22 protein-coding genes are annotated in these 19,951 nt (G+C 60.5%); 9 read left to right on the top strand and 13 right to left on the bottom strand.

From position 1 onward, the window contains the following. Position 1: 1 nt before the first annotated feature. The 3 genes from OKC41_RS07445 to rlmM are packed head-to-tail and all read left to right on the top strand — an operon-like array spanning position 2 to position 2,154. Entirely contained in the window at positions 2–637 is a 636-nt protein-coding gene (locus OKC41_RS07445) for an alpha/beta fold hydrolase (RefSeq protein ID WP_201890140.1), read from the top strand. 43 nt (positions 638–680) lie between these two features. After that, a complete protein-coding gene (locus OKC41_RS07440; protein WP_201894473.1) occupies positions 681–1,067 on the top strand; it encodes a DUF423 domain-containing protein in 387 nt (128 codons plus the stop codon). Then, entirely contained in the window at positions 1,060–2,154 is a 1,095-nt protein-coding gene (gene rlmM / locus OKC41_RS07435; RefSeq protein ID WP_042864272.1) for a 23S rRNA (cytidine(2498)-2'-O)-methyltransferase RlmM, read from the top strand. Before OKC41_RS07440 ends, rlmM begins: the two co-directional genes overlap by 8 nt. 66 nt (positions 2,155–2,220) lie before the next feature. Here rlmM and OKC41_RS07430 read toward each other — a convergent pair whose 3' ends face one another. From OKC41_RS07430 to queF, 7 genes are all read right to left on the bottom strand, one after another. Then, a complete protein-coding gene (locus tag OKC41_RS07430) occupies positions 2,221–2,664 on the bottom strand; it encodes a hypothetical protein (RefSeq protein WP_041211281.1) in 444 nt (147 codons plus the stop codon). 120 nt (positions 2,665–2,784) lie between these two features. After that, the gene (locus OKC41_RS07425) at positions 2,785–3,792 is read right to left on the bottom strand and encodes an isocitrate dehydrogenase (RefSeq protein ID WP_010673380.1); all 1,008 of its coding nucleotides are present in this window, start codon (positions 3,790–3,792) and stop codon (positions 2,785–2,787) included. 142 nt (positions 3,793–3,934) lie between these two features. Next, a complete protein-coding gene (gene xni / locus OKC41_RS07420; RefSeq protein WP_042015872.1) occupies positions 3,935–4,732 on the bottom strand; it encodes a flap endonuclease Xni in 798 nt (265 codons plus the stop codon). Positions 4,733–4,853: 121 nt separating this feature from the next. Further along, positions 4,854–6,209 carry a nucleotide 5'-monophosphate nucleosidase PpnN gene (gene ppnN / locus OKC41_RS07415; protein WP_010673382.1) on the bottom strand — a complete coding sequence of 452 codons (1,356 nt, stop codon included), beginning with the start codon at positions 6,207–6,209 and terminating at the stop codon, positions 4,854–4,856. A gap of 158 nt (positions 6,210–6,367) precedes the next feature. Then, positions 6,368–7,969 carry a diguanylate cyclase gene (locus OKC41_RS07410; RefSeq protein WP_043152479.1) on the bottom strand — a complete coding sequence of 534 codons (1,602 nt, stop codon included), beginning with the start codon at positions 7,967–7,969 and terminating at the stop codon, positions 6,368–6,370. 85 nt (positions 7,970–8,054) lie between these two features. Further along, positions 8,055–10,325 carry a hypothetical protein gene (locus OKC41_RS07405; protein ID WP_270671826.1) on the bottom strand — a complete coding sequence of 757 codons (2,271 nt, stop codon included), beginning with the start codon at positions 10,323–10,325 and terminating at the stop codon, positions 8,055–8,057. 116 nt (positions 10,326–10,441) lie between these two features. Then, positions 10,442–11,290: an NADPH-dependent 7-cyano-7-deazaguanine reductase QueF gene (queF, locus tag OKC41_RS07400; RefSeq protein WP_048208179.1), complete on the bottom strand. Its 849-nt coding sequence runs from the start codon at positions 11,288–11,290 to the stop codon at positions 10,442–10,444. A gap of 105 nt (positions 11,291–11,395) precedes the next feature. Between queF and syd the strand changes: the two genes are divergently transcribed. Further along, positions 11,396–11,944 (top strand): SecY-interacting protein, encoded by a 549-nt coding sequence (gene syd, locus OKC41_RS07395; RefSeq protein WP_042864267.1) that lies wholly within the window; start codon positions 11,396–11,398, stop codon positions 11,942–11,944. 73 nt (positions 11,945–12,017) lie between these two features. Here the strand turns inward: syd and OKC41_RS07390 are convergent, their stop codons facing one another. The 5 genes from OKC41_RS07390 to OKC41_RS07370 form a co-directional block, all read right to left on the bottom strand. Next, entirely contained in the window at positions 12,018–12,803 is a 786-nt protein-coding gene (locus OKC41_RS07390; RefSeq protein ID WP_045523591.1) for a Zn-ribbon-containing protein, read from the bottom strand. Positions 12,804–12,812: 9 nt separating this feature from the next. After that, positions 12,813–13,118, bottom strand: coding sequence for a DNA-binding protein (locus tag OKC41_RS07385; protein WP_048208177.1), 306 nt, complete (start codon positions 13,116–13,118; stop codon positions 12,813–12,815). A 158-nt stretch (positions 13,119–13,276) separates the two neighbouring features. Then, positions 13,277–13,513 carry a DUF2789 domain-containing protein gene (locus OKC41_RS07380; protein WP_270671824.1) on the bottom strand — a complete coding sequence of 79 codons (237 nt, stop codon included), beginning with the start codon at positions 13,511–13,513 and terminating at the stop codon, positions 13,277–13,279. A 59-nt stretch (positions 13,514–13,572) separates the two neighbouring features. Further along, positions 13,573–13,869, bottom strand: coding sequence for a DUF3301 domain-containing protein (locus tag OKC41_RS07375; protein ID WP_039039421.1), 297 nt, complete (start codon positions 13,867–13,869; stop codon positions 13,573–13,575). A 68-nt stretch (positions 13,870–13,937) separates the two neighbouring features. Further along, positions 13,938–14,966 (bottom strand): DUF3549 family protein, encoded by a 1,029-nt coding sequence (locus tag OKC41_RS07370; protein ID WP_270671823.1) that lies wholly within the window; start codon positions 14,964–14,966, stop codon positions 13,938–13,940. A 197-nt stretch (positions 14,967–15,163) separates the two neighbouring features. Between OKC41_RS07370 and OKC41_RS07365 the strand changes: the two genes are divergently transcribed. The 3 genes from OKC41_RS07365 to OKC41_RS07355 all read left to right on the top strand — a co-directional run bounded on the left by OKC41_RS07365 (position 15,164) and on the right by OKC41_RS07355 (position 16,899). Next, on the top strand, positions 15,164–15,499 hold the full coding sequence (locus tag OKC41_RS07365; RefSeq protein ID WP_010673392.1) for a YqcC family protein: 336 nt from the start codon (positions 15,164–15,166) through the stop codon (positions 15,497–15,499). Next, positions 15,496–16,275 (top strand): tRNA pseudouridine(65) synthase TruC, encoded by a 780-nt coding sequence (gene truC / locus OKC41_RS07360; protein ID WP_010673393.1) that lies wholly within the window; start codon positions 15,496–15,498, stop codon positions 16,273–16,275. Before OKC41_RS07365 ends, truC begins: the two co-directional genes overlap by 4 nt. Positions 16,276–16,458: 183 nt before the next feature. Further along, positions 16,459–16,899, top strand: coding sequence for a flavodoxin (locus tag OKC41_RS07355; protein ID WP_041214685.1), 441 nt, complete (start codon positions 16,459–16,461; stop codon positions 16,897–16,899). Between the two features lie 71 nt (positions 16,900–16,970). On the opposite strand, the gene OKC41_RS07350 is transcribed toward OKC41_RS07355, so the two are convergent. Continuing rightward, the gene (locus tag OKC41_RS07350) at positions 16,971–17,111 is read right to left on the bottom strand and encodes a hypothetical protein (RefSeq protein ID WP_010673395.1); all 141 of its coding nucleotides are present in this window, start codon (positions 17,109–17,111) and stop codon (positions 16,971–16,973) included. Between the two features lie 314 nt (positions 17,112–17,425). Between OKC41_RS07350 and OKC41_RS07345 the strand changes: the two genes are divergently transcribed. Together OKC41_RS07345 and OKC41_RS07340 are read left to right on the top strand one after the other, a co-directional pair. Continuing rightward, entirely contained in the window at positions 17,426–18,736 is a 1,311-nt protein-coding gene (locus OKC41_RS07345; protein ID WP_317853257.1) for a maltoporin, read from the top strand. Positions 18,737–18,826: 90 nt separating this feature from the next. Beyond that, positions 18,827–19,801 (top strand): MalM family protein, encoded by a 975-nt coding sequence (locus OKC41_RS07340; RefSeq protein ID WP_264787481.1) that lies wholly within the window; start codon positions 18,827–18,829, stop codon positions 19,799–19,801. The last annotated feature ends 150 nt before the right edge of the window (positions 19,802–19,951 follow it).

Below are 19,951 nucleotides of genomic sequence, written 5' to 3'. Positions count from 1 at the left end.
GGTGACTGACCTGACAAGAGAGGGGGCGAGTGACGCCCCCGTTCGCATTCTGCTGGCCCACGGCGCGGGGGCGGGCATGGAGCACAGCTTCCTGGCCGAGTTGTCGCGACTGCTGGCGGGGCCGGAGATCGAGGTGGTGCGCTTCAACTTCCCCTACATGACCAAACGGGCTCAGGACGGCAAACGCAGGCCGCCGGACAGACAACCCGTGCTGCTCGCCCACTGGCGCGAGATGGTGCGTCAGTTTGCCCATCCCCGGCTGTTTCTGGCGGGCAAGTCCATGGGGGGGAGGATGGCGGCCGAGCTGTTTTGCGAGGGGGACGACGAGATGGATGCTGCAGGATTGATCGTTCTCGGGTATCCTTTCCACCCCCCGGCCAAGCCCGACGCATGGCGGGGCGAGGTGCTCAAGCTGATCACGACGCCCACGCTGCTGCTGCAGGGGGAGCGCGATACCTTCGGTTCTCGCGCCGAGCTGGCCGATTTCCCCTTCTCACCCGCCGTATCGGTCCACTGGCTGACCGACGGGGATCATGGTTTCAAACCGAGAAAGGCGAGCGGCATGAGCGAGCAGGAGAACCTGCGACTGGCCGCGGAGCGGATCAAGGGTTTTATCGCGGCGGTGGGCCGCTCCTGACCATCTCGAGCGGGTCGATAGAAGAAGCGTGCAAGGAGAGAAGATGCAGATCCAACGACATTGGCTGGTGCTGGCGGGCTTCTTCGGCCTGACGGCCACCATGCTCGGGGCCTACGGCGCTCATGGGCTGGCGGCGGCCGGCATCGCCCCTTCGTTGCTGGCGGCGTTCAACACCGCCGTGCAATACCAGTTTTTCCACGCCCTGGCCCTGCTGGTGCTGGGGTTGTGCGGTGTGCGCGGCAAGGTGATCACCTTCGCGGGCGCCGTCTTTGTGCTGGGGATCCTGGGATTCTCCGGCAGTATTTACGCCATGGTGCTGCTTGGCAGCAAGGGGCTGGGGCTCATCACCCCGGCCGGTGGCCTCTGTTTTATGTTGGGATGGGCGGCTCTGATGTGGGCCGGCTGTCGTCTTGGAGGAAAGAATGAATAATCTGCTGCTTTATTGCCGCCCGGGTTTTGAGAAAGAGGCGGCGGCAGAGATCACCGAGCGTGCCGGCAACATGCAGTGCTACGGCTTTGCCCGGGTCAAGGACGACAGCGGCTATGTGATCTTCGAGTTGTATGACGAGGAGCAGGCCGATCTGCTGGCGCGCAAGCTGCCGTTCCGCGAGCTCATCTTCATTCGCCAGATGCTGGTGGTGACCCACGAGCTGAAAGATCTGGAAATAAGCGATCGGGTCTCTCCCATCCTGGAGGCGGCGAGTGGCTACGCCATCTGCGGGGATCTGCGGGTGGAGACGGCCGACACCAACGAGGCGAAGGAGCTCTCCGCCTTCTGCCGCAAGTTCACCGTGCCGCTTCGCCAGGCGCTGCGCAGCAACGAGATCCTGACCAAGAAGGAGACCCCGAACCGTCCCGTGTTCCACGCCTTCTTCCTGGCCAATGACCACCTGATGCTGGGGTACTCCTACTCCTTCAACAACTCCGCCTTCCACATGGGGATCCCGCGCCTGCGCTTCCCGGCCGATGCCCCGAGCCGCTCCAGCCTCAAGCTGGAAGAGGCGTTCTACGTCTTCGTGCCGAAGGAAGAGTGGGACTTGCGCCTGTGCTCCGGCCTGAAGGCTGTGGATCTCGGCGCCTGCCCGGGTGGCTGGACCTATCAGCTGGTGCGTCGCGGCATGATGGTGACGGCGGTGGACAACGGCATGATGGCCCAATCCCTGATGGACACAGGTCAGGTGAAGCACATCCGTGACGATGGTTTCGTGTGGCGGCCGAGCAAGAAGAATACCTACTGGCTGGTGTGCGACATGGTGGACAAACCGGCGCGAGTGACCCACATGGTGGCCGACTGGTTCAGGGAGAACGACTGTCAGGAAGCCATGTTCAACCTCAAGCTGCCGATGAAGAAGCGCTATGCCGAGGCGGTGCACAACATCGAGGTGCTGCGCGGACTGCTGGCGGAGATCGACAGCGGCTTCATCATTCAGGCCAAGCAGCTCTATCACGATCGCGAAGAGATCACGGTGCACGTCTACAACAAGTTCTGGGTCTCCAAGCTGTCCCCCAAGTCCTGAAGCAGCATCGGGAACAGGGCATGAAAAAACCGGACGGCGACGTCCGGTTTTTTTGTGTCTGGGTCATCAGAAGCGGTAGTCCAGACGCATCATGGACTCGTCGTCGGTGATCTTCAGCTCAATTTGCAGGGGAATGGTCTTGTCACTGGGGTTGAACTGCATCTTGACGCCATCCCCGCGAAGCTTGACCGAGGTGTTGATGCCGCCAGCGTTGAACTTGATCCTGGGCTTTTGCTTTTCGAAGGAGAGGCTGACGCTCTTCTCTGCCGTGAGGTTCAGCTTCTGATAGGGGGTGACCTGCCGATTGCCGTTGCTGTCGGTGGTGATATCCACCCCCAGAGAGAGCGGCTTGGGCTGTTTGAGCAGATCGTTGGTATCCAGGGTGGATTGCCAGGTCTGCTTGGCTGGCGCCTCGTGCTGGGGGGGCGGCGTCAACCAGGCATTGTCGACTGGCCTGTCTAATGCCGTGGCACTGCTGCTGACAATCAGCAAGATGAAAGTAGCACGCATGGTGGATCTCCTTATCCCTCATATCAACATAGTATTCATCTGGCGAGGGAGGTAGGGAGGCGTTGGCATAAAACAAAGGGAGCCGAAGCTCCCTTTTAAAATCATATGGTTGGATTCCATTTATAGACGGTCGATGATGGCCTGGGTGAATTCGCTGGTGGACGCTGTGCCCCCCAGGTCACGGGTCACCCGATCACCGGACTCGATGGTCGCCCGCACGGCCTCGCGAATGCGCTCCGCCTTGTCCTGCATGCCGAGATATTCCAGCATCTGGATGGAGGCGAGGATCACCGAGGTGGGGTTGGCGATGTTCTTGCCGGCGATGTCCGGCGCAGAGCCGTGCACCGCTTCGAAGATGGCGGCCCCTTCACCGATGTTGGCGCCCGGCGCCATGCCCAGCCCCCCCACCAGACCGGCACAGAGATCCGAGAGAATGTCGCCGAACAGGTTGGTGGTGACCATCACATCGAAGCGCTCCGGGTACATCACCAGGTTCATGCAGGCGGCGTCGACGATCATCTCCTCGTTCTGGATGTCCGGGTAGCGGGCCGCGACCTGACGGGCCACTTCCAGGAACAGGCCGGAGGTGGACTTGAGGATGTTGGCCTTGTGGATGATGGTGACCTTCTTGCGTCCTTCCTGGCGCGCCAGCTCGAAGGCGAAGGTGACGATGCGCTCGGCCCCTTCCCGGGTGATGATGCTCATCGCCTCGGCGCTCTGGTTGTCATCGCTGCGCTTCTGGCCAGCACCGGAGTACATGCCTTCGGTGTTCTCGCGCACCGTGATGATGTCGATGTTGTCGTAACGGCTCTTGGTGCCCTTGAAGGAGAGGACGGGGCGCACATTGGCGTAGAGATTGAACTTCTTGCGCAGGGAGACGTTGATGGAGGTGAAGCCGCCGCCGACCGGAGTGGTGAGCGGGCCTTTCAGGCTGACCTTGTTCTTCTCGATCAGATCGAGGGTGGCCTGGGGCAGCAGCTCACCATGTTTTTCCAGGGCTACCAGACCGGCGTCTGCGTATTCGTAGTCGAAGTCACAACCCGCGTGGGTCAGGATCTGGATGGCGGATTCGATGATGCTGGGGCCGATGCCGTCGCCCGGGATGACGGTAATCTTTCTTTTTGACATGAGGCGTATCCACTTCTAGGGAACAGAGGGGGAGGATTCGTCGGCTTTATACCATTTTTGCACCACATCCTCCATGTTTCTTTACATTTTACCCATTTATGTCAACAGGTACGGCCTGTCTTGGGAAATGGTGTGCTGGGGATCACGCCCCGGCATCAGGGACGGGAGGATAGCGGATCTCCCGCAGGTTGAACCCGAGCGGGATATCGTGCTGCAGCCGGACCAGGCGTTGGGCCAGCAGGGCCTCTTCCCGGTGCTGGCGCAGCTTGAGCAGGGGTCTGGTGGCCTCCTCCCGCTCACAGGCCTCCAGCATGGCAGCCAGGTCCCCGTATTGCTGCAGCAACTGGGTGGCGGTCTTGGGGCCGATGCCGGGCACCCCCTTGATGTTGGAGCCGCCGATACCGGTCAGGGCCCAGAAGTCCACAAGCTGGGTCGGTGTAACGCCGTACTGCTGCTGGACGAAGGCGGCATCCAGCCAGCGTTTGTTGAAGTAATCCCGCACCCGGATCTGCGGGCAGATGAGCTGGCAGAACCCCTTGTCGGTGGAGATGATGGTGGCGCTGGCGCCGTGCTGGGCAATGCCGCTTGCCAGGGTGGCGATGAGATCGTCCGCCTCGTCGGTCTGGGAGAGCAGGGCATCCACACCGCACTCCCAGAAGGCGTCCTGCAGGTCGGCAAGCCCTTCTCTCAGCTCATCCGGCATGGGGGTGCGGCCCTCCTTGTAGGGGGGATAGAGCGTCTTGCGCCAGCTGTGGACCTCACCGTCAAAGACCGCGATGGCGTGGGTCGGCTCGCTGGCTGCCAGGAGCTTCTTACAGGTGTTGATGAGGTTGGCACGGGTGGCGAGCAGGGCCTGGGCCGGGGTCAGTCCCTGCTGGCTCTGCACCGCGTGCAGTCGGCGGATGAGGTTGAGGGCATCGATGATGAGCAGGTGTGGCATGGGGCACTCCGGGCGTCGGGGAAGCCATTGTAACAATGGTGGCGTCTCCTGCTAACCCCGTAGAAGACCAGTCAATGAAAGAGGGGCCCATGGGCCCCTCCGGTGCATTGTGATGTCCCGACTATTTGACTATCTCGTAGCAGGGAACGTACTGACTGCCCGGCAGCTTCATGCGCTGCTGCTTGACGAAGCTTTCCAGCAACCTGTCCATCAGGTGCATCAGCTCCTTGTCGCCGTGCAGCTTGAAGGGACCCTTCTTCTCGATGGCCCTGATGCCCCCTTCCTTGACGTTGCCTGCGACGATGCCTGAGAAGGCGCGGCGCAGGTTGGCTGCCAGCAGCTGGGGCGGCTGGTTGCGATGCAGATCCAGGCTGGCCATGCTGGCGTGATCCGGCTCGAACGGTAGCTGGAACTCGGGCTCGATCCGCAGGGACCAGTTGAAGGAGTAGGCATCTCCCACCGACTTGCGGTATTCGCGGATCTTCGGCATCGCCTCCTTCATCACGCGGGCCACCTCGGGCGCATCGCCGATGATGATCCGGTAGAGACTGGTGGCGGCTTCCCCCAGGGTCGCCTTGACGAAGTCGTCGATGGCGCGGAAGTAGTCGGCACTTTCTTTCGGGCCGGTCAGCACGATGGGGATGGGTTGGCGATCGTTGGCCGGGTGCATCATGATGCCGAGCAGGTAGAGCAGCTCCTCGGCAGTGCCGACCCCGCCCGGGAAGATGATGATGCCGTGACCCAGACGCACGAAGGCTTCCAGCCGCTTCTCGATGTCCGGCAGGATCACCAGCTCGTTGACGATGGGGTTCGGCGGTTCGGCGGCGATGATGGAAGGCTCGGTGAGACCGATGTAACGGCCGTTGCGCACCCGCTGCTTGGCGTGGCCGACGGCGGCCCCCTTCATGGGGCCCTCCATGGCACCCGGACCGCAGCCGGTACAGATGTTGAGCTCGCGCAGACCCAGCTCGCTACCCACCGCCCGGGTGTACTGGTATTCCACCTCGTTGATGGAGTGGCCGCCCCAGCAGACCACCAGGTTGGGATCGGCGCCGGGCAGGATCGCCTTGGCGTTGCGCAGGATGGCGAACACCACGTTGGAGATATGGGTGGAGCTGGTCAGGTTGACCAGACGATTGGACTCGAGCTGGGTCGACACATAGAGAATGTCCCGCAGCACGGAGAACAGGTGCTCCTGGATGCCGCGGATGATCTCGCCATCGACGAAGGCGTGCTCGGGGGCGTTGAACAGCTCGAGCTTGACCCCGCGCTCGCGCCGGATCACGTGAATATCGAAGGATTTGAAACGTTCCAGTATCTCTTTGGAACTGTCGGTATGGCTGCCGGAGTTGAGGACCGCCAGCGAGCAGTTGCGAAACAGTTGATAGATATCGCTGGAGGCCGTCTGCTTGAGGCGATCCACCTCGAGCTGGGACAGCAGGTCCATGCTGCCCACGGGATTGATGTGTGTAATCATAATTTCCCCTTTCACTCGCTTGTTATCGTTGTGCTTTCCCTGGGGAGAAAACGGGATGCTTTGGCATCCCTCGGTTTCGATAGTAGAGGCAAGGGGGTGGGCAGGGGAATAGGGGGACTGTGCGTTTGCCGCTTTTTTAGCCGCTCCTCAAAGCGGATTCAGGCGAGATTGACCTGATCCCGGCCGGAGTGCTTGGAACTGTAAAGCGCCTTGTCGGCACGCTCGAACGCATCCGTGGTATGGTCGCCGGTCCGAAACAGGGTGGCACCGATGGAGATGGTGATCTCGACCCTGGCATCGCGAAAGCGGAACGGGATGCTCTTGATGGTCTGACGCAGGTTCTCCAGCGGCTTCTGGTACTTGTCCGGATTGATGTTCGGCAGCAAGACCACGAACTCCTCACCGCCAAAGCGGGCGATGAAGTCGGTGTCGCGCAAGGCGTTCTGCAGGGCCTTGGCAACCACCTTCAATGCCTTGTCGCCGGCCATGTGACCGTAGTTGTCATTGATGTGCTTGAAGTGGTCGATGTCGATGATGGCCAGGCACAGGGGGGTGCCATAGCGTAGCCAGCGTTTGTATTCGAGCTCGAGCCGCTCGTCCAGGGCCGCCCGGTTGTGTACCTGGGTCAGGCTGTCGAGGAAGAGCTTGTGTTTCTGGATGCTGAGCCGCTTCTTGTACTCGGCGGTTTCGTCCTTCATCAACCTGAGCTTGGCTTCCATGTTGGAGAGGTGGGTGAGCAGGTGGCGCTCGCGGTTGGCCATCTCCTCCCGCTCCTGCTGCAGCCGGCGGATGGTGTCCAGATGCCCAGAAATGGCGCCCCTGAGTATCTGTGGCGAGTCATGGGCTGCCATGGCGCGATCGATGGCGGCGAGTTCCCGCTCCAGCGCCTGTCCGCTGAGATGGGCGGCATTTTGCAGCGCCCGCCCTTCATCCAGGGATTCGGTAAAGCTGTAATGGACCGAGGAGAGACTCTCGTTCAGGGTGCTGAGAAACGCCTGGGAGGCTTTGCGCTCTTCCCGGGTACCCTCGATGATGAGTTCGATGATCTGCAGGCAGACTTCGGCCAGCAGGGCAGGGGTGATGCCCCCGAGCAACTGGCGGCGGATGTCTGCGAGGCTCTCGCCCACGGCGCCGGCAAAGTCGAGCTCGGTGATGAGACGCTGCAACTCGTCTGAAATCTGGGCATGTGCCTTGATGTCAAAGGAGTCGGTAGGGGCCGGGCTGGAGAGCTCGGTGGGGATCTCCGCCGAAGGGGGGATCAGCGGCTTGCGCGGCAGCAGCTGGATCTTGATCGCCTGCTGGTAGAACTCCAGCAGCCGGATCACCTTCTTCTGGTGATCGCCGATGCCGTAACTCTCCGGGCTGGCGAGAAACTCCTTGAGGGCGCGGCGGGTATCTTCCGGAAACCCCTTGATGGTTTTGAGCTGTTTGCTGCCGAGATCGATGGCTGCCCGGGTCAGGCTGATGGACTCTTCCATGGTGTGGCTGTGCTGCTGCAACAGCTTCTCGATGGCGATCAGATCGGCATCGATGGAGGTGAGCGGAGGGTTGCCTTCAAGTTTCTGCTTGAGCTTGGCGAGCCGGTTGTCGAGCTCGCGATCGTGGCCGCGACAGGCTTGCATCAACTTGCCGATGAACTGGATACTGCGGGTGCGTTCGGCATCGGAGAAGCTCGCCATGCCGTCAAGCTCCTGCTGTTTCTGCTGGAGAGATTCCCTGAGTCTTGCCAGTTGTCCTGTTACGGCAGCCATATCATTCATTCTTCAGGTCGCCCTGTTGTCATTATCGTTTTTGTTTCGTCCAGCAACAGAAAGCCAATCAAAGACCCCGTTGAGTACCTTTTTGTCAAGGATTGTCCGCAACCTTCATCCGTGAAAGCGCAAGCCAGTTAACCCATTGCTTTTCATGAGAAGAATTTACTTTTACCAGTCCCTTGTCAATTGCCATCAAGCAGCATTGCCACACATCTCCGTTAAAAAATGCGGCCTGCTGGCAATCGATGGCGGCCAGCTCAAGCCAGACGCTCTGCTGGCATTTTTCGCTGAGCTGAATGGCACCCGAGAGGGCCAGGTAGCAGAGATCGAACAGGCCGTGGTGATCGAGGGCCATGGCTGCCTTGGGCAGGAAGGGATGGCTGACGATGCCGAGGCTGATGCGCCTGTCCAGCGGGTGCTCGCAGGGGAAGGCTGCCAGGGTGTCGAGCAGGGTCTGGGCCAGCTGATGCAACTGGGCCACGTGGCGCTGGGGCACCACATAGAGCAGGTGGCCTTCGCGCAGGTCGTAGATGCGGCCATCCTGCGGGGTCAGTTCGTTGACGTAACGGCCGAAGGCCTGCTCTATCTCGCGGCTGACCTGATAGCCGTGCTGCTCCAGGCTGTTGATCAGGAAGGGAACCCGGAACAGCAGGTAGTGCAGCTTGTCGTCAAATTCGCTGGTGGGGCGTTCGCTCAGGTACCAGCGCTCGGATTTCTGCTGGCGCTTGGCCATCTCCCGCGGCCAGCGGCTCATCAGTCGCTGCCAGTTGGCCAGGCCGCTGCGCGGCTCTACCAGCAGGGCTTCTCCCAGCTGTTTGGCATGAAGGCGTGCGACCCGCAGTTTCAGCCAGAGGGTGAAGAACAGATAGATGAAGAGTGCCAGCAGCAGCCCGGTGCTGACGCTGGTCCAGAGGTATCGCTCCTGCTGGTGCTGGCTGGCGTCGAGTTGCTGCTCCAGCTCCTTGACCTGTTGCACCCGCTCCACCTGGGCGTAGTTGTCGCGCACAGCCTCCTGCTCCAGCGCTAGCTGTTGCTGGCGAACCAGTTCGCTGCGCTGGTGGTAATTCTTGTAGCTCTCCAGGGCCTGCTGGAGGTAACCCTTCTGCTCATAAGCGACGGAGAGCAGGCGGAAGATCTCGAACTGGCGCCGGATGTCCCCAATCCGGTTGGCCAGGGTGAGAGCGTTCTCCAACTGCAGGATGGCGATGCCCGCCTCCTGCTGCTTGAGGTGCAACTCTCCCAGCAACAGCAGGGTGTCGATGAGCGACTCCTTGTCATCCCCCAGCTCATGGGACTGGCGTGCGGCGTTCAGGTAGTTTCGCGCCAGGTTGAGGTTGCCGGTCTGCAGGTAGGTCTTGCCTATCTCGAACTTGAGATGGGCGATGCGGGTACGGTTGCTGCTCTCGTCCAGCAGGTCGAGGGCATTGAAGAAATAGACCAGCGCCATGTTCATCTCGCCCTGATCCCGGTTGAGACGGGCGAGCACGATCAGGGCGTCGCTCAGCATGGAGGAATTGCCGAGGGCATGAAAATAGTTGGCCGCCTCGCTGGCGTATTGCAGCGCTTTTTGTGGCTCCTGCTCTTCCTGATAGAGGCTGACCATCTGGTTCGAGAGCAGGCCGAGGAAGAGGGGATCCTGCAGGGGCTTGGCTTGCTGTTGTGCTTCGATGTACTCCCCCAGTGCAAGCTGGGGCTGACCCAGCGCCTGATAGAGATCCCCGCCCACGGCGCTGGTCCAGGCCCTGGCCAGAGGGTGTTTGGCGTGATCCGCCCATTTGCGGGTCTCGGCCAGCTGCTGTTTGGCGAGATCGAATTGCCGCTCCTCTACGCTGGCGTTGACGCGTAGCAGACGGCTGTAGACCTGCAACTGGCTCTCCTTGAGGTCGGGATTGGCCAGCAGTTTGTCGAGTTTGTCGAGCAGGGGGGACGCGGCGCCATGGGTATGCTGTTGCAGGTTGCGGCTTCGAACCAGCAGATAGAGCCCATGGGCCTGCAGCTCGAACTGCTGCTCTTTCTCGGCCATGGCGATGCCCTGCTCGAAGGACTCCTGTGCCTGGGCGAACTGCCCTAGCTGCTGCAGACACTCCCCCTTGAGCAGATAGGCGCCCGTGGTCTGGGTGGCGGTACCGTAGTTCAGCATCGGCTCGCGATAGCCGTACTCCTGACGGTTGCTGATGATCTGCTTGGGATTGTTGGCCGTGCGTTCGAGGAAGGAGGTGGCAATCTGGGCACATCTGGCGGGATCGGTCAGCACCAGGGTCTGGGCCTGCTGCAGGTCGATGGACAACTGCTCCTTGGCCAGATCCAGATCAGGAGCCGACAGGGAGGACATCATCATTGCCAGAAAAAACAGTTGATTCATTGGATTAAGAACGGCACGGAGGTGCAGGCATGTTATCCAAGCCCACCCCCGCCCGTCCAGAGTTTACTGAGGTGATGCGCAGCGGGCCGCAGCCCGCAGGATGGCGGCGCCGGTGATTACTGGCGAATGAGGCGCAGGTTCGCCGGAACCGGCTCCCAGTCGCTGCGGAAAGGGTTGATGTCCAGGCCGCCGCGGCGGGTGTAACGGGCATGGACGGTCAGTTGTTCCGGGGCGCAGAAGTGTTTGAGATCGGTAAAGATGCGCTCGATGCACTGCTCGTGGAACTCGTTGTGCTGGCGGAACGAGATGAGGTAGCGCAACAGCTTCTCCCGGTCGAGGCGCGGGCCGCGATAGTGGATCACCACGGATCCCCAGTCCGGCTGGCTGGTCACAAGGCAGTTGGACTTGAGCAGGTGGCTGTGCAGGGTCTCCTCCACGATCTCGCGACCGGCGGCCCCTTGCAGCAGGGTCTCGTCAAACTCGTAGCCATCCACCTCGATATCCAGGTTGTCGATGCACTCACCGGGCAGCTGGGCTATCTGGTGGGGGGCCTGGTCGAGGGTGAAGAGGGTGACGCTCACCGGGGCACCAGCGCAGCCACTCAGATCCTGAACCAGCAGCGCTTGCACTGCCTCCAGGGAGTCGCAGCGGGTCTGGTTGAAGGAGTTCAGGTAAAGCTTGAACGACTTGGACTCGATGAGATTCGGGCTGGTGGCCGGCACAAAGACCTCCCCGATGGCAACCACGGGCTTGCCTTTGGCATTGAGCCAGGAGAGTTCATACAGGGTCCAGACGTCGCACCCCTGGAAGGGCAGTTCACCTCTCAGGCCAAGATCGTCGCGGTTCAGGCTGCGTGGCACGGGCTGCAGCAGACTCGGGGTGTACTGGCTGATGTAGGCGGACTGCTGCCCCAGGCTCAGGCCTTGCAGCGCACTGGCGCCGGCGTATCTCTCTTGTTTGCTCATGCTGGTTTGCTCACGCTTGTCTGATAAGGGGTTTGATGGTGCAATGGCCCGATTTTTCGATCAGGTACTTGCGGCCATCAGAGGCCGCTATTGTGGGGAATATCGATGTCGGATCAAGTCCTGTCTGCTCTGGAGCAGTTCTTTTTACGCTGGCAGCGCGATGGCGAAGGAAGGCGGGGGCTGCCCCTGTGTGACTGGGAGGCCGATTGGCGCTCTCCTTGCGAGCTGGATGAACCCAGGGAGGGGCGAGTCGCCTGGCGTCCGTTCCAGCGGGAGCTGGCAGCCGACTTCACGGCCATGGCGAACGCCCTGGAACTGACCCTGCATCCCAGCGCCATCGCCCTGTTTGGCCACTGGTTCAGCCGCCCTCTGCCCTGCTCTTTCAAGGGGCTGCGCATCGAACTCATCCTGCCGTGGAACGACGCCGATCTGGATCTGCTCAAGGAGAACCTCATCGGCCACCTGCTGATGCTGCGCAAGTTGAAGCGATCCCCTTCACTCTTCATTGCCACGACCCGCAACGAGATGACGCTGGTGTCCCTCGATAACGAGAGCGGCCAGGTGTGGCTGGAGTGGCTGGACTCCGGGCGGCGCCTGACGCTGGCCCCCTCGTTGCCGGCCTTTCTGGCGCGACTGGAAACCTTGCCCCAGTGATGCCCCAAAAGAGAGGGCCTTGCCACCTGGCAAGGCCCTCTCTTTTTAATGCGCCATTGTGCGCGGTGGGCACCTACTCCTTGAAGTCCCAGGAGAGGTTGGACACCAGCCTGCAAGGCTCGCACCTGAAGTCGAAGATCTCGTGCAGGGGGGCGGCCAGCGCCCATGGGCCACCACAGCCAGGGCAGGGGCGAGCCCGCTCTTCGGCGGCGCTCAGGCCGCCTACCCGGTAGAGATAGTAATAGGTGGGAATGCCGCTCAGGAGCTCCAGCCGTCTGGCGAGATCGCTGCCCCGGCGATGAAGGCGGCTGCCCACCTCGCCGATTTCGTGCAGGGCGGCGTGCTCGGCGATGGAGCCGTTCATCTGCAACTGATCGCAGGCCTCCCAATCTTCCTGCCACTTGATGATCTGCTTGTGGTCACCGTTGGCGACGGCGGGCAGCCGATAGAGCGGGATGGGGGCGAAGTGATCGCCACAGCGCAGGGGAGAGCAACTGTGCAGGAAGCTGGTGTAGAGCAGCATCCAGCTGGGACGCTCCCCCTGCTCTGCGCACGGGTCCGTGCTGTCCGAGAGCAGATCCGCCCCTTGCAGGTGGAGTTTGGGGGCGAGCAGGCCCGCCTGGTGCAGACCTTGCTCGGCAAGGGCGACCAGCTCGCTCTGGTTGTCAGGGTGCAGGCTGTCCTGCTCCGGGCAGACCACCCGACTGACGAAATAGCCTTCGTGCATGCTGGTGGGAAACTCCCGCCCCAGGATCTGCCCCTGATAGCGCAACATGTCGAGGTAGTGGACGATGGCCCGCTCTGCCTCCCCGAGGGAGGTATCGCGGTAGCACTCAAAGGTGAGTTCGAGGATATACATGGCGATGGGTCAATCCGGCTTCTGGTTGAGCAGCAGGTCGGTGAGGCGATCGACCTTCTGCTCCAGCCGGGCGAGCTGTTCGCTCAGTTGCTGAAGAGTGACGCGTTCCGTGGCCAAGGGGGATGCCTCGGGGGCACTGGCGGGGGCGGGCGCTGTCGACGCGGGCTGGGGTTGTTGTTTCCACTGGCTCAACACCTTGAGCAGCTCGGCCATGGGCACGGGATGGCTGAGGCGGGCCTTGACCATGGCGGTAGAGGGGGTGATTCCCCTGGCACTGAGTTCGTTGGCTATCTGGATGATCTCTTGGGCTGACATCTTGGCTCCTGCACGGCCGTCTTGCTGCGGGTGAATAGTGGCACAGAGCTTAATCAAAGCCTGTCCATCAGGAAAGCGGAGCGAAGGGCGTGGGTGGCGAGAGGGAGGGGATTGGCGGCTCCGCGTCGACCCAACGCTGGCCGCCGGGAGTGGGGGGATCAGGTCCCCTGGCGCAGCATCACATCCAGCTGGTCGATGGCTTCCGCCCAGTCGGCGTCGTGGCTGAGGGCATCGCGCAGAAAGTCTGCCTGGGAAGGCGTCCAGAACGGCGCGTCGGGCAACTGGGTATGGCGATTGATGGGATGGTCGCGGATAAAACGCTGCTGGCTGATGTCGTCACTGGCCAGCCCCAGCTGGGCAAACAGGGCGGCCATGTCATGGGTGAGCAATTCCATGTCGGTACTCCTTGGAAGGGGGCTGTGGAAGAGTATAGCCAGCCCCCGTGCTCTCAAATCTAGGAGGGGAGACGATGGGGTGGCAGCTCGACACCGGCGACATGCAGCCCCTGCATGCAGAGCTGCCCCTGATAATGGCTCTCTCCGTCGCTGGAGAACTCGAACTGGTAGTAGGTGAGCAGGCGCAGGGGCTTGTGCCCCAGGGCACGGTGTGTCCGCGCCAGCGACAGCAGTTGCAGGTCGTGGTGCTGGCAGTAGCGGCGCATGTATTGCCAGGCCAGCTCCGCCTGGCGGCGCTGTTGCCAGAAGGCCCAGCCAACGAGGCCGAGCAGCAAGATCCCAAGCATTTCTCCCATCAGCGGGTTCCTTCTGTGATGTGTGTGGGGCCCTGTTCACCTCAGGCAACAGGGCCGTTGTGTCGGGCCTAGGTGGAAGCGAACAGGCGACCGATGGCCAGACCCAGGGCCTCGCTGCGTTCGGGGTCACGCAGTTTTGCCAGCATATCATTGCGCTGGGTCGGTAGCGTGACGAGCTCGGCAAATACCTGGTTGAAGAACTGGGTGGGTTGCAGGGCGAGCTGCTCCAGAAACAGGCCGAGCAGTTCGGGGTGTTTCAGATCGGGCCAGAGGCGGCCAGCGATGGCGAGGAGCAGGGCCGGGCTTGGCCGGGTTTGCAGCAGGGTCAGCAGCTTGTTGGTGCGCAGTCCGTTGCCCGGGCAGGAGGCCAGTGCCCGGCACAGATAGGCCAGGGTTTCGGGGTCAGGCTCGGCGCACTCCTGCTCCTTGCCGATGCGCTCCAGCAATGCGCCTTGCAGGGCAGGAGGCAGGGGGGCGTTCTCCAGGCTCTGGCACAGGGCGTAGAGGGGGGCCTGCGGCAGTACGGGCAAGGCCTTGCAGACCAGTGCCAGGTTGCGTTCAACCTGCAGCCGCTCCGCGAGATCTGCAAACCCTTGCAGTCCCAGGGTCTGCCACCCCTCTTCCCCCGGCGCCGCCAGATAGTGGCAGAGGGCCTCGTAGTAAGCGGAAGGGGCTTGTTCCAGCTGGCGGGCCAGCTTGGCGTGCACACTGGCCATCTTGGCCTCGGCCGGGCGGAAGGTGTAAGGGTTGTCCGCCAGACGCTGGGCCTTCTCTTCGTCCAGTTCACCGGTGAGCTTGTAGCCCAGAGTCTCTACCACCTGATCCATGAAATGCTTGGGGCCGCTGGAGATGAGCAGGCCGCGTTCATCGAGGGCGAACTTGAGGAACCAGAGGTAGTGCCTGGATTCGGTTGGCTGGAAGAAGTGCACGCCGAGCCAGGCGTGCTGCTGCAACGGCCAGGGGTAGGGCTCCTGCTGCTGCTCGATGCGCACGAAGAGGTCGCTGGGGAGCGGGCGCACCTGGCGGCCCAGATCGAACAGCTGGAACTGGGTATCGGCCTGGGTCAGAAACTCGGTCAGGGTGTTGATGGAAGACATGAAGAGATCCCGCTTGAAGATAATGGGGGCGATTATAAGGGGGCTGCACCAGATAGCCAGAGGCGGTGATGCAGGGTATGAAGGTGACGGCAACATGGCAGCCATTGCGGGGTCGGTGTATAGTAGCGCCCCTTTTTGATGGCCGTATTGAGTGGGGCCCCGTCGCAGACCGGGCCCGCGATGAGGAAGTGAGCGAGATGAATCAATATCTGCTGGTTGCCGGTCTGCTGGGAGAGCTGACTGCCGAGTTGCAACGTCTGGAACGCTGGCAAGCCGACCATCCGGGGAGCGAGGCGCTGGCAAGCGAGCTGCCGTTCTGTGTCGATACCCTGAGTTTCGATCAGTGGCTGCAGTTCGTGCTGATCCCGCGCATGGAGCAGCTGGTGCTGCTGCAGGCACCGCTGCCGACCAGCGTCTCCCTCTATCCCATGGCGAGTGAGGTCTATAAAGAGGAGCTGGCGGAGGTCGAGGCCCTGCTTCGTCTGATCGCCCGTTTCGATCTGCTGCTCTCCGGCAAAGTGGTCGAACAATGATGGACGAGCAGACCCGGACAGCGGATGCCTTGCAGCCGACACTGCTTTATCAGGATGACTGGCTGGTGGCGGTGAACAAACCGTCCGGTCTCCTGGTGCACCGCAGTTGGCTCGACAAGGCCGAGACCCGTTTCGCCATGCAGATGACCCGGGATCTGATCGGGGGTCGTCATGTCTACCCCGTGCACCGACTGGACAGGCCCACTTCGGGTGTGCTGCTGTTTGCTCTCGATCCTGCCGTGGCCCGCACCCTGACCGAGGCCTTTGCTGCCCGTCAGGTCCACAAGGAGTACCTGGCACTGGTGCGGGGATGGGCCCCCGAAGAGGGGCTCATCGACTATCCGCTCAAGGAGCAGCTGGACAAGATTGCCGATGCCTTCAGCGACCCGGATCGCCCCGCCCAGGAGGCGGTGACCGCGTTTCGTCGTCTGCATCAGGTCGAGTTGCCCTTCGCCGTCTCCAAGAAGCATCCCACCAGTCGCTACAGCCTGGTCCGCCTCTTTCCCAAGACGGGGCGCAAGCACCAGCTGCGCCGCCATCTGGATCACCTGTTTCACCCCATCGTTGGTGATACCACCCACGGGGATGGCCGGCACAACCGCTTCTTTCGCGAGCACTACGGGTGCGACCGCCTGCTGTTGATCGCGCACCGTCTGAGCTTCGAGCATCCGGTGCTCAAGGTGCCGATGCGGATCCAGGCGCCCCTGGGCCCCGAGGTGCTGGGTCTGTTCGCCCGTCTGGGCTGGCCTGCCAGCGAGCAAGACTACGGCGCCTGAGCCTCTTTCCATCTGTTGCCTCTGACAGGGCTGTGGCATGCTGTAGCCCAGGTACGTCAGAGGAATGACTTATGGCTCAACGAGATATCGCCTGCGCAATCGCGTGCCCCCGCCCGTTCAGGGGGGCTCTTCCTACCCATCCCGGTCTTGCCGGGCCCAATGTCTGTCCCTGAGGAGTCGCTGATGGCCGAGATCGACATCCTGGTCGGCACCGTCTACGGCTCTGCCATGCTGGTGGCCGAGACCCTCTCTGATCACCTGCAAGCCAATGGCCATGTCTGCCAGATCTTCGATGACGCGGCGCTGACCGACATCGATGCCTCACGCTTTCTGCTCATCGTGACCGCCACCACGGGGCAGGGGGATATACCGCCCAATTTGCAGCCCTTTGCCAGTGCCCTGGCCGATCGTGCTCCTTATATGAAGGGATGGCGCTATGCCCTCATCGCCATGGGAGACAGCAGCTATGAACACTTCTGCGGAGCGGGGCGAACGCTGGATGCCCTGTTGCAGGAGCTGGCTGCCGAGCCACTGGTTGTGCACCTGGAAATCGATGCGACGGTAGAAGATGAGCCTGAAGTGGCAGCGCTGGCCTGGTTGAAAACCTGGGAAAATAGACTGTAGCCAGCCCCTTCTACCCGAGAATAAATTCACCTCCGTGAGTGTGCTGACGGGGGTGTTTTGTTTTTGGGGCGTCACGCCTCAGCCCCCAAATATATCCTCTCTTTCGTCCGGTTATTTTTCTCGCCAATGATGATAACCGGTTGGCCATATTCATCATCACCCACGACAAATTGAAAAATTAAAAGTTCCGCATTGAAAGCGATTTCAGTCATGTTTTTGCTACTGCGACACGGATTTATAACTTAAATCTCGTCGCGAATTAATATTTGAAAGCGCTTTCTTTGGTGTTTATTTTCTTATTTTTGCTCGCTACTGGAGACTTTGGCCAACAAATTTAAGTTTAATGAGCTGTTGTTGCTGTGGTTGTTGGCGGCGTGCGATTTGTCATCGTTTTGTGAATCAGCTCATGTTTGCAGGGAATTTGGGTACATATAATCGACCTCGGTTATCACCAAAACGTTTTTCCGGTGATAAGAACTTGAATATCAGGATCACACTCCTCTCAGCGGGAATAAGGAAAATGAAAATGAAAGCAAAGTGGCTCCCGATCGCTGCAGCAGTAACCGCAGCCCTGGCTTCCCAAGCCGCCTTCGCCGTTGATTTCCACGGCTACTTCCGTTCAGGTGTCGGTGTTTCCGGTGACGGGGACATGGTCAAATACAACGTCAACAAGGTTGGTCGTCTGGGTAACGAAAATGATACCTACGGCGAAGTCCAGCTGGGTCAGGAAGTCTTCAACAAAGATGGCAAGACTTTCTACGTAGACTCCATGTTTGCCATGACCTCCAACGGCTCCAACGACTGGGAAGGCACCTGTAACGACGCAGGTTATGGTAATGATGGCCTGTGTCACGATGGTGAGCAGGGCTCAGACGCCAAATTTGCTTTGCGTCAGTTCAACGTGCAAGCCAAAGGCGTGTTGGGCTTCGCGCCGGAGGCCACCCTGTGGGCCGGTAAGCGTTTCTACCAACGTCACGACATCCACATCTCTGACTTCTACTACTGGAACATCTCCGGTGCCGGCGCCGGTATCGAAGGCATCCAGGCCGGTCCAGGTAAGCTTTCCTTGGCTTGGGTTCGCAACGATAGAACATCCGACTTTGGTGAAGTACGCGATTTGAATGTCAATACGCTGGATGTTCGTTATGCTGGCATCCCGTTGTGGCAAGGTGGTTCTTTGGAGGTTGGTGCCGACTATGCGATTGCCAACCCGACAGAGGAGCAAAAGAATGACGGGCTTAACTACAAAAATGCCCAAGATGGTCTGATGCTAACTACCGAGCTGACTCAGGATGCAATGGGTGGCTTCAACAAGACCGTGCTGCAGTACGGTACCGAAGGTTACTCCAAGACCATGGCCTTCTACGGTGACGGTTCCTGGTACGGTGCCGAGGCCAAAGACGGTGCCGATGGTTACCGCTTCATCAACCACGGCGTCATCCCGTTGGGTAACTCCTGGGAGATGGGCCACCAGCTGGTCTACGGTGTAGGCAACGAGATGTGGGATGGCCACGACAAGACCGAAACCATGTCTGCCGTTATCCGTCCGATGTACAAGTGGGATGACTTCAACAAGACCATCTTCGAAGGTGGTGTGTTCAAGGACAAGACCAGCTACACCAATGGCGCAGCATCTGAGAAAGATGGCGGTTACAAGCTGACCCTGGCGCAGGCCTGGTCTGCCGGCTCCAGCTTCTGGGCGCGTCCGGAAATCCGTGTATTCGCCTCCTATCTGGCTGATACCGAAGCTGACAAGAATGGCAGCAAGAACAGCTTCGAAAGTGGTACCTCCAAAGACACCTACCAAGTTGGTGTTCAAGCGGAAGCCTGGTGGTAAGCGGCTGTTTAAGTTAAGTTAGTCACTGCCCCCTTATGGGGGCAGTTTTGTTTCGCATGATGTGGCAACTGGGTTATGGAGATAAGAAGAATGAAACTGGTAAAGATGTCTATCGCGGCCATGGTTACCGCGCTGCTGGCCGGTTGTTCCGGTAGCATGGTGGTGCCCGTGCAGGAGCACGCCTCCATTCTGAGTAATGCCGATCAGGCCAAGCAGGCGCTCTCCCAGGCAACCAGTTGTTGCACAGGGTTCAACGAATTCAATTATGTCTCCCTGCCGGAAGGCGAGACGCTGCTGGCCATCGACGGCAAGCAGCCCAGTTATCAGTTTGACGAGGGAATGAGCTATTTTGCCGCCTATCGTCTGCCGGCCAATACCGGCAATCTGGCCATCACCCTGGCCTCCCAGGTCAGCAAGACGGTCCTGGTTCCCAAGGTGATCATGCTGGATGCCCAGTTCAAGGTGACCCGTGTGCTGGGTGAGTCGGTCTTCACGTATCAACCCGCCCACCTGCTCGATAATGACAGGATTGAGGGGAGTGTGTTTGTGGATCGCAGCATGCCGGGCAATCCCGCCACTGAAACCTATATGGTGGTCTATGCGCCGGCCGACGAGCTGTCCGGCAGCACCACCATACTGCACCCTGCCAAGGCCTTTGCTCGTGCCAACGGCACGGTCGAGCCGGATATCAAGGACCCTGTGATCCCCCATTCCCCCTGGGGTCTGATACAGATCAAGGTCACGGACATGGCCAAGGGACAAGGCCTGGAAGCCGTGTTCAAGCCGGAATATTCGGACAAGGTAGCGATGAGTCAGGCCAAGCCCGCCACGGCGGCCGTGGCTGCGACGGCTGCGACCACGGCTGCGGTGGCAGAGACCCCCAGCACACCGGCTCCCGCCATGCTGAGCGAGACCGAGAGCTTCTACAACGCCCAGATCGAGAAAGCGGTGAAGGCCGGTGACATCGACAAGGCGATGCAACTCGTGAATGAAGCCGAGCGTGCCGGTTCAACCAAGGCGAAATCGGTCTTTATTGATGCAGTGAAACGTTCACAGAAGAACTAAATATCTCGGTTTATTAAAATCGATATTTATTGGAGGCCTCCCTTGTTGGAGGCCTTTTTAATCGGTAGACTGGATAATATAAATCCGCAATAAGTTACATTCAGTTACAGTGAGTATCGTTGGGTATTATTTGGTTTCTTTGTGATTTAT

This window comes from Aeromonas sp. QDB17 (assembly GCF_027705305.1).
GTDB lineage: Bacteria > Pseudomonadota > Gammaproteobacteria > Enterobacterales > Aeromonadaceae > Aeromonas > Aeromonas caviae.
The sequence above is the reverse complement of the archived record's forward strand: the minus strand, read 5'-3'. Positions and strand labels throughout refer to the sequence as shown.

Bases quoted from the DNA above. Each gene is read 5' to 3' on its own strand.
- OKC41_RS07440 (WP_201894473.1), top strand. From the start codon at position 681: ATGCAGATCCAACGACATTGGCTGGTGCTGGCGGGCTTCTTCGGCCTG.
- OKC41_RS07345 (WP_317853257.1), top strand. From the start codon at position 17,426: ATGAAAGCAAAGTGGCTCCCGATCGCTGCAGCAGTAACCGCAGCCCTG.
- rlmM (WP_042864272.1), top strand. From the start codon at position 1,060: ATGAATAATCTGCTGCTTTATTGCCGCCCGGGTTTTGAGAAAGAGGCG.
- OKC41_RS07355 (WP_041214685.1), top strand. From the start codon at position 16,459: ATGGCCGAGATCGACATCCTGGTCGGCACCGTCTACGGCTCTGCCATG.
- syd (WP_042864267.1), top strand. From the start codon at position 11,396: ATGTCGGATCAAGTCCTGTCTGCTCTGGAGCAGTTCTTTTTACGCTGG.
- OKC41_RS07375 (WP_039039421.1), bottom strand. From the start codon at position 13,869: ATGGGAGAAATGCTTGGGATCTTGCTGCTCGGCCTCGTTGGCTGGGCC.
- OKC41_RS07385 (WP_048208177.1), bottom strand. From the start codon at position 13,118: ATGTCAGCCCAAGAGATCATCCAGATAGCCAACGAACTCAGTGCCAGG.
- OKC41_RS07390 (WP_045523591.1), bottom strand. From the start codon at position 12,803: ATGTATATCCTCGAACTCACCTTTGAGTGCTACCGCGATACCTCCCTC.
- OKC41_RS07405 (WP_270671826.1), bottom strand. From the start codon at position 10,325: ATGAATCAACTGTTTTTTCTGGCAATGATGATGTCCTCCCTGTCGGCT.
- truC (WP_010673393.1), top strand. From the start codon at position 15,496: ATGATGGACGAGCAGACCCGGACAGCGGATGCCTTGCAGCCGACACTG.
- OKC41_RS07340 (WP_264787481.1), top strand. From the start codon at position 18,827: ATGAAACTGGTAAAGATGTCTATCGCGGCCATGGTTACCGCGCTGCTG.
- OKC41_RS07425 (WP_010673380.1), bottom strand. From the start codon at position 3,792: ATGTCAAAAAGAAAGATTACCGTCATCCCGGGCGACGGCATCGGCCCC.
- OKC41_RS07430 (WP_041211281.1), bottom strand. From the start codon at position 2,664: ATGCGTGCTACTTTCATCTTGCTGATTGTCAGCAGCAGTGCCACGGCA.
- OKC41_RS07380 (WP_270671824.1), bottom strand. From the start codon at position 13,513: ATGGAATTGCTCACCCATGACATGGCCGCCCTGTTTGCCCAGCTGGGG.
- ppnN (WP_010673382.1), bottom strand. From the start codon at position 6,209: ATGATTACACACATCAATCCCGTGGGCAGCATGGACCTGCTGTCCCAG.
- OKC41_RS07410 (WP_043152479.1), bottom strand. From the start codon at position 7,969: ATGAATGATATGGCTGCCGTAACAGGACAACTGGCAAGACTCAGGGAA.
- OKC41_RS07365 (WP_010673392.1), top strand. From the start codon at position 15,164: ATGAATCAATATCTGCTGGTTGCCGGTCTGCTGGGAGAGCTGACTGCC.
- queF (WP_048208179.1), bottom strand. From the start codon at position 11,290: ATGAGCAAACAAGAGAGATACGCCGGCGCCAGTGCGCTGCAAGGCCTG.
- OKC41_RS07350 (WP_010673395.1), bottom strand. From the start codon at position 17,111: ATGACTGAAATCGCTTTCAATGCGGAACTTTTAATTTTTCAATTTGTC.
- xni (WP_042015872.1), bottom strand. From the start codon at position 4,732: ATGCCACACCTGCTCATCATCGATGCCCTCAACCTCATCCGCCGACTG.
- OKC41_RS07370 (WP_270671823.1), bottom strand. From the start codon at position 14,966: ATGTCTTCCATCAACACCCTGACCGAGTTTCTGACCCAGGCCGATACC.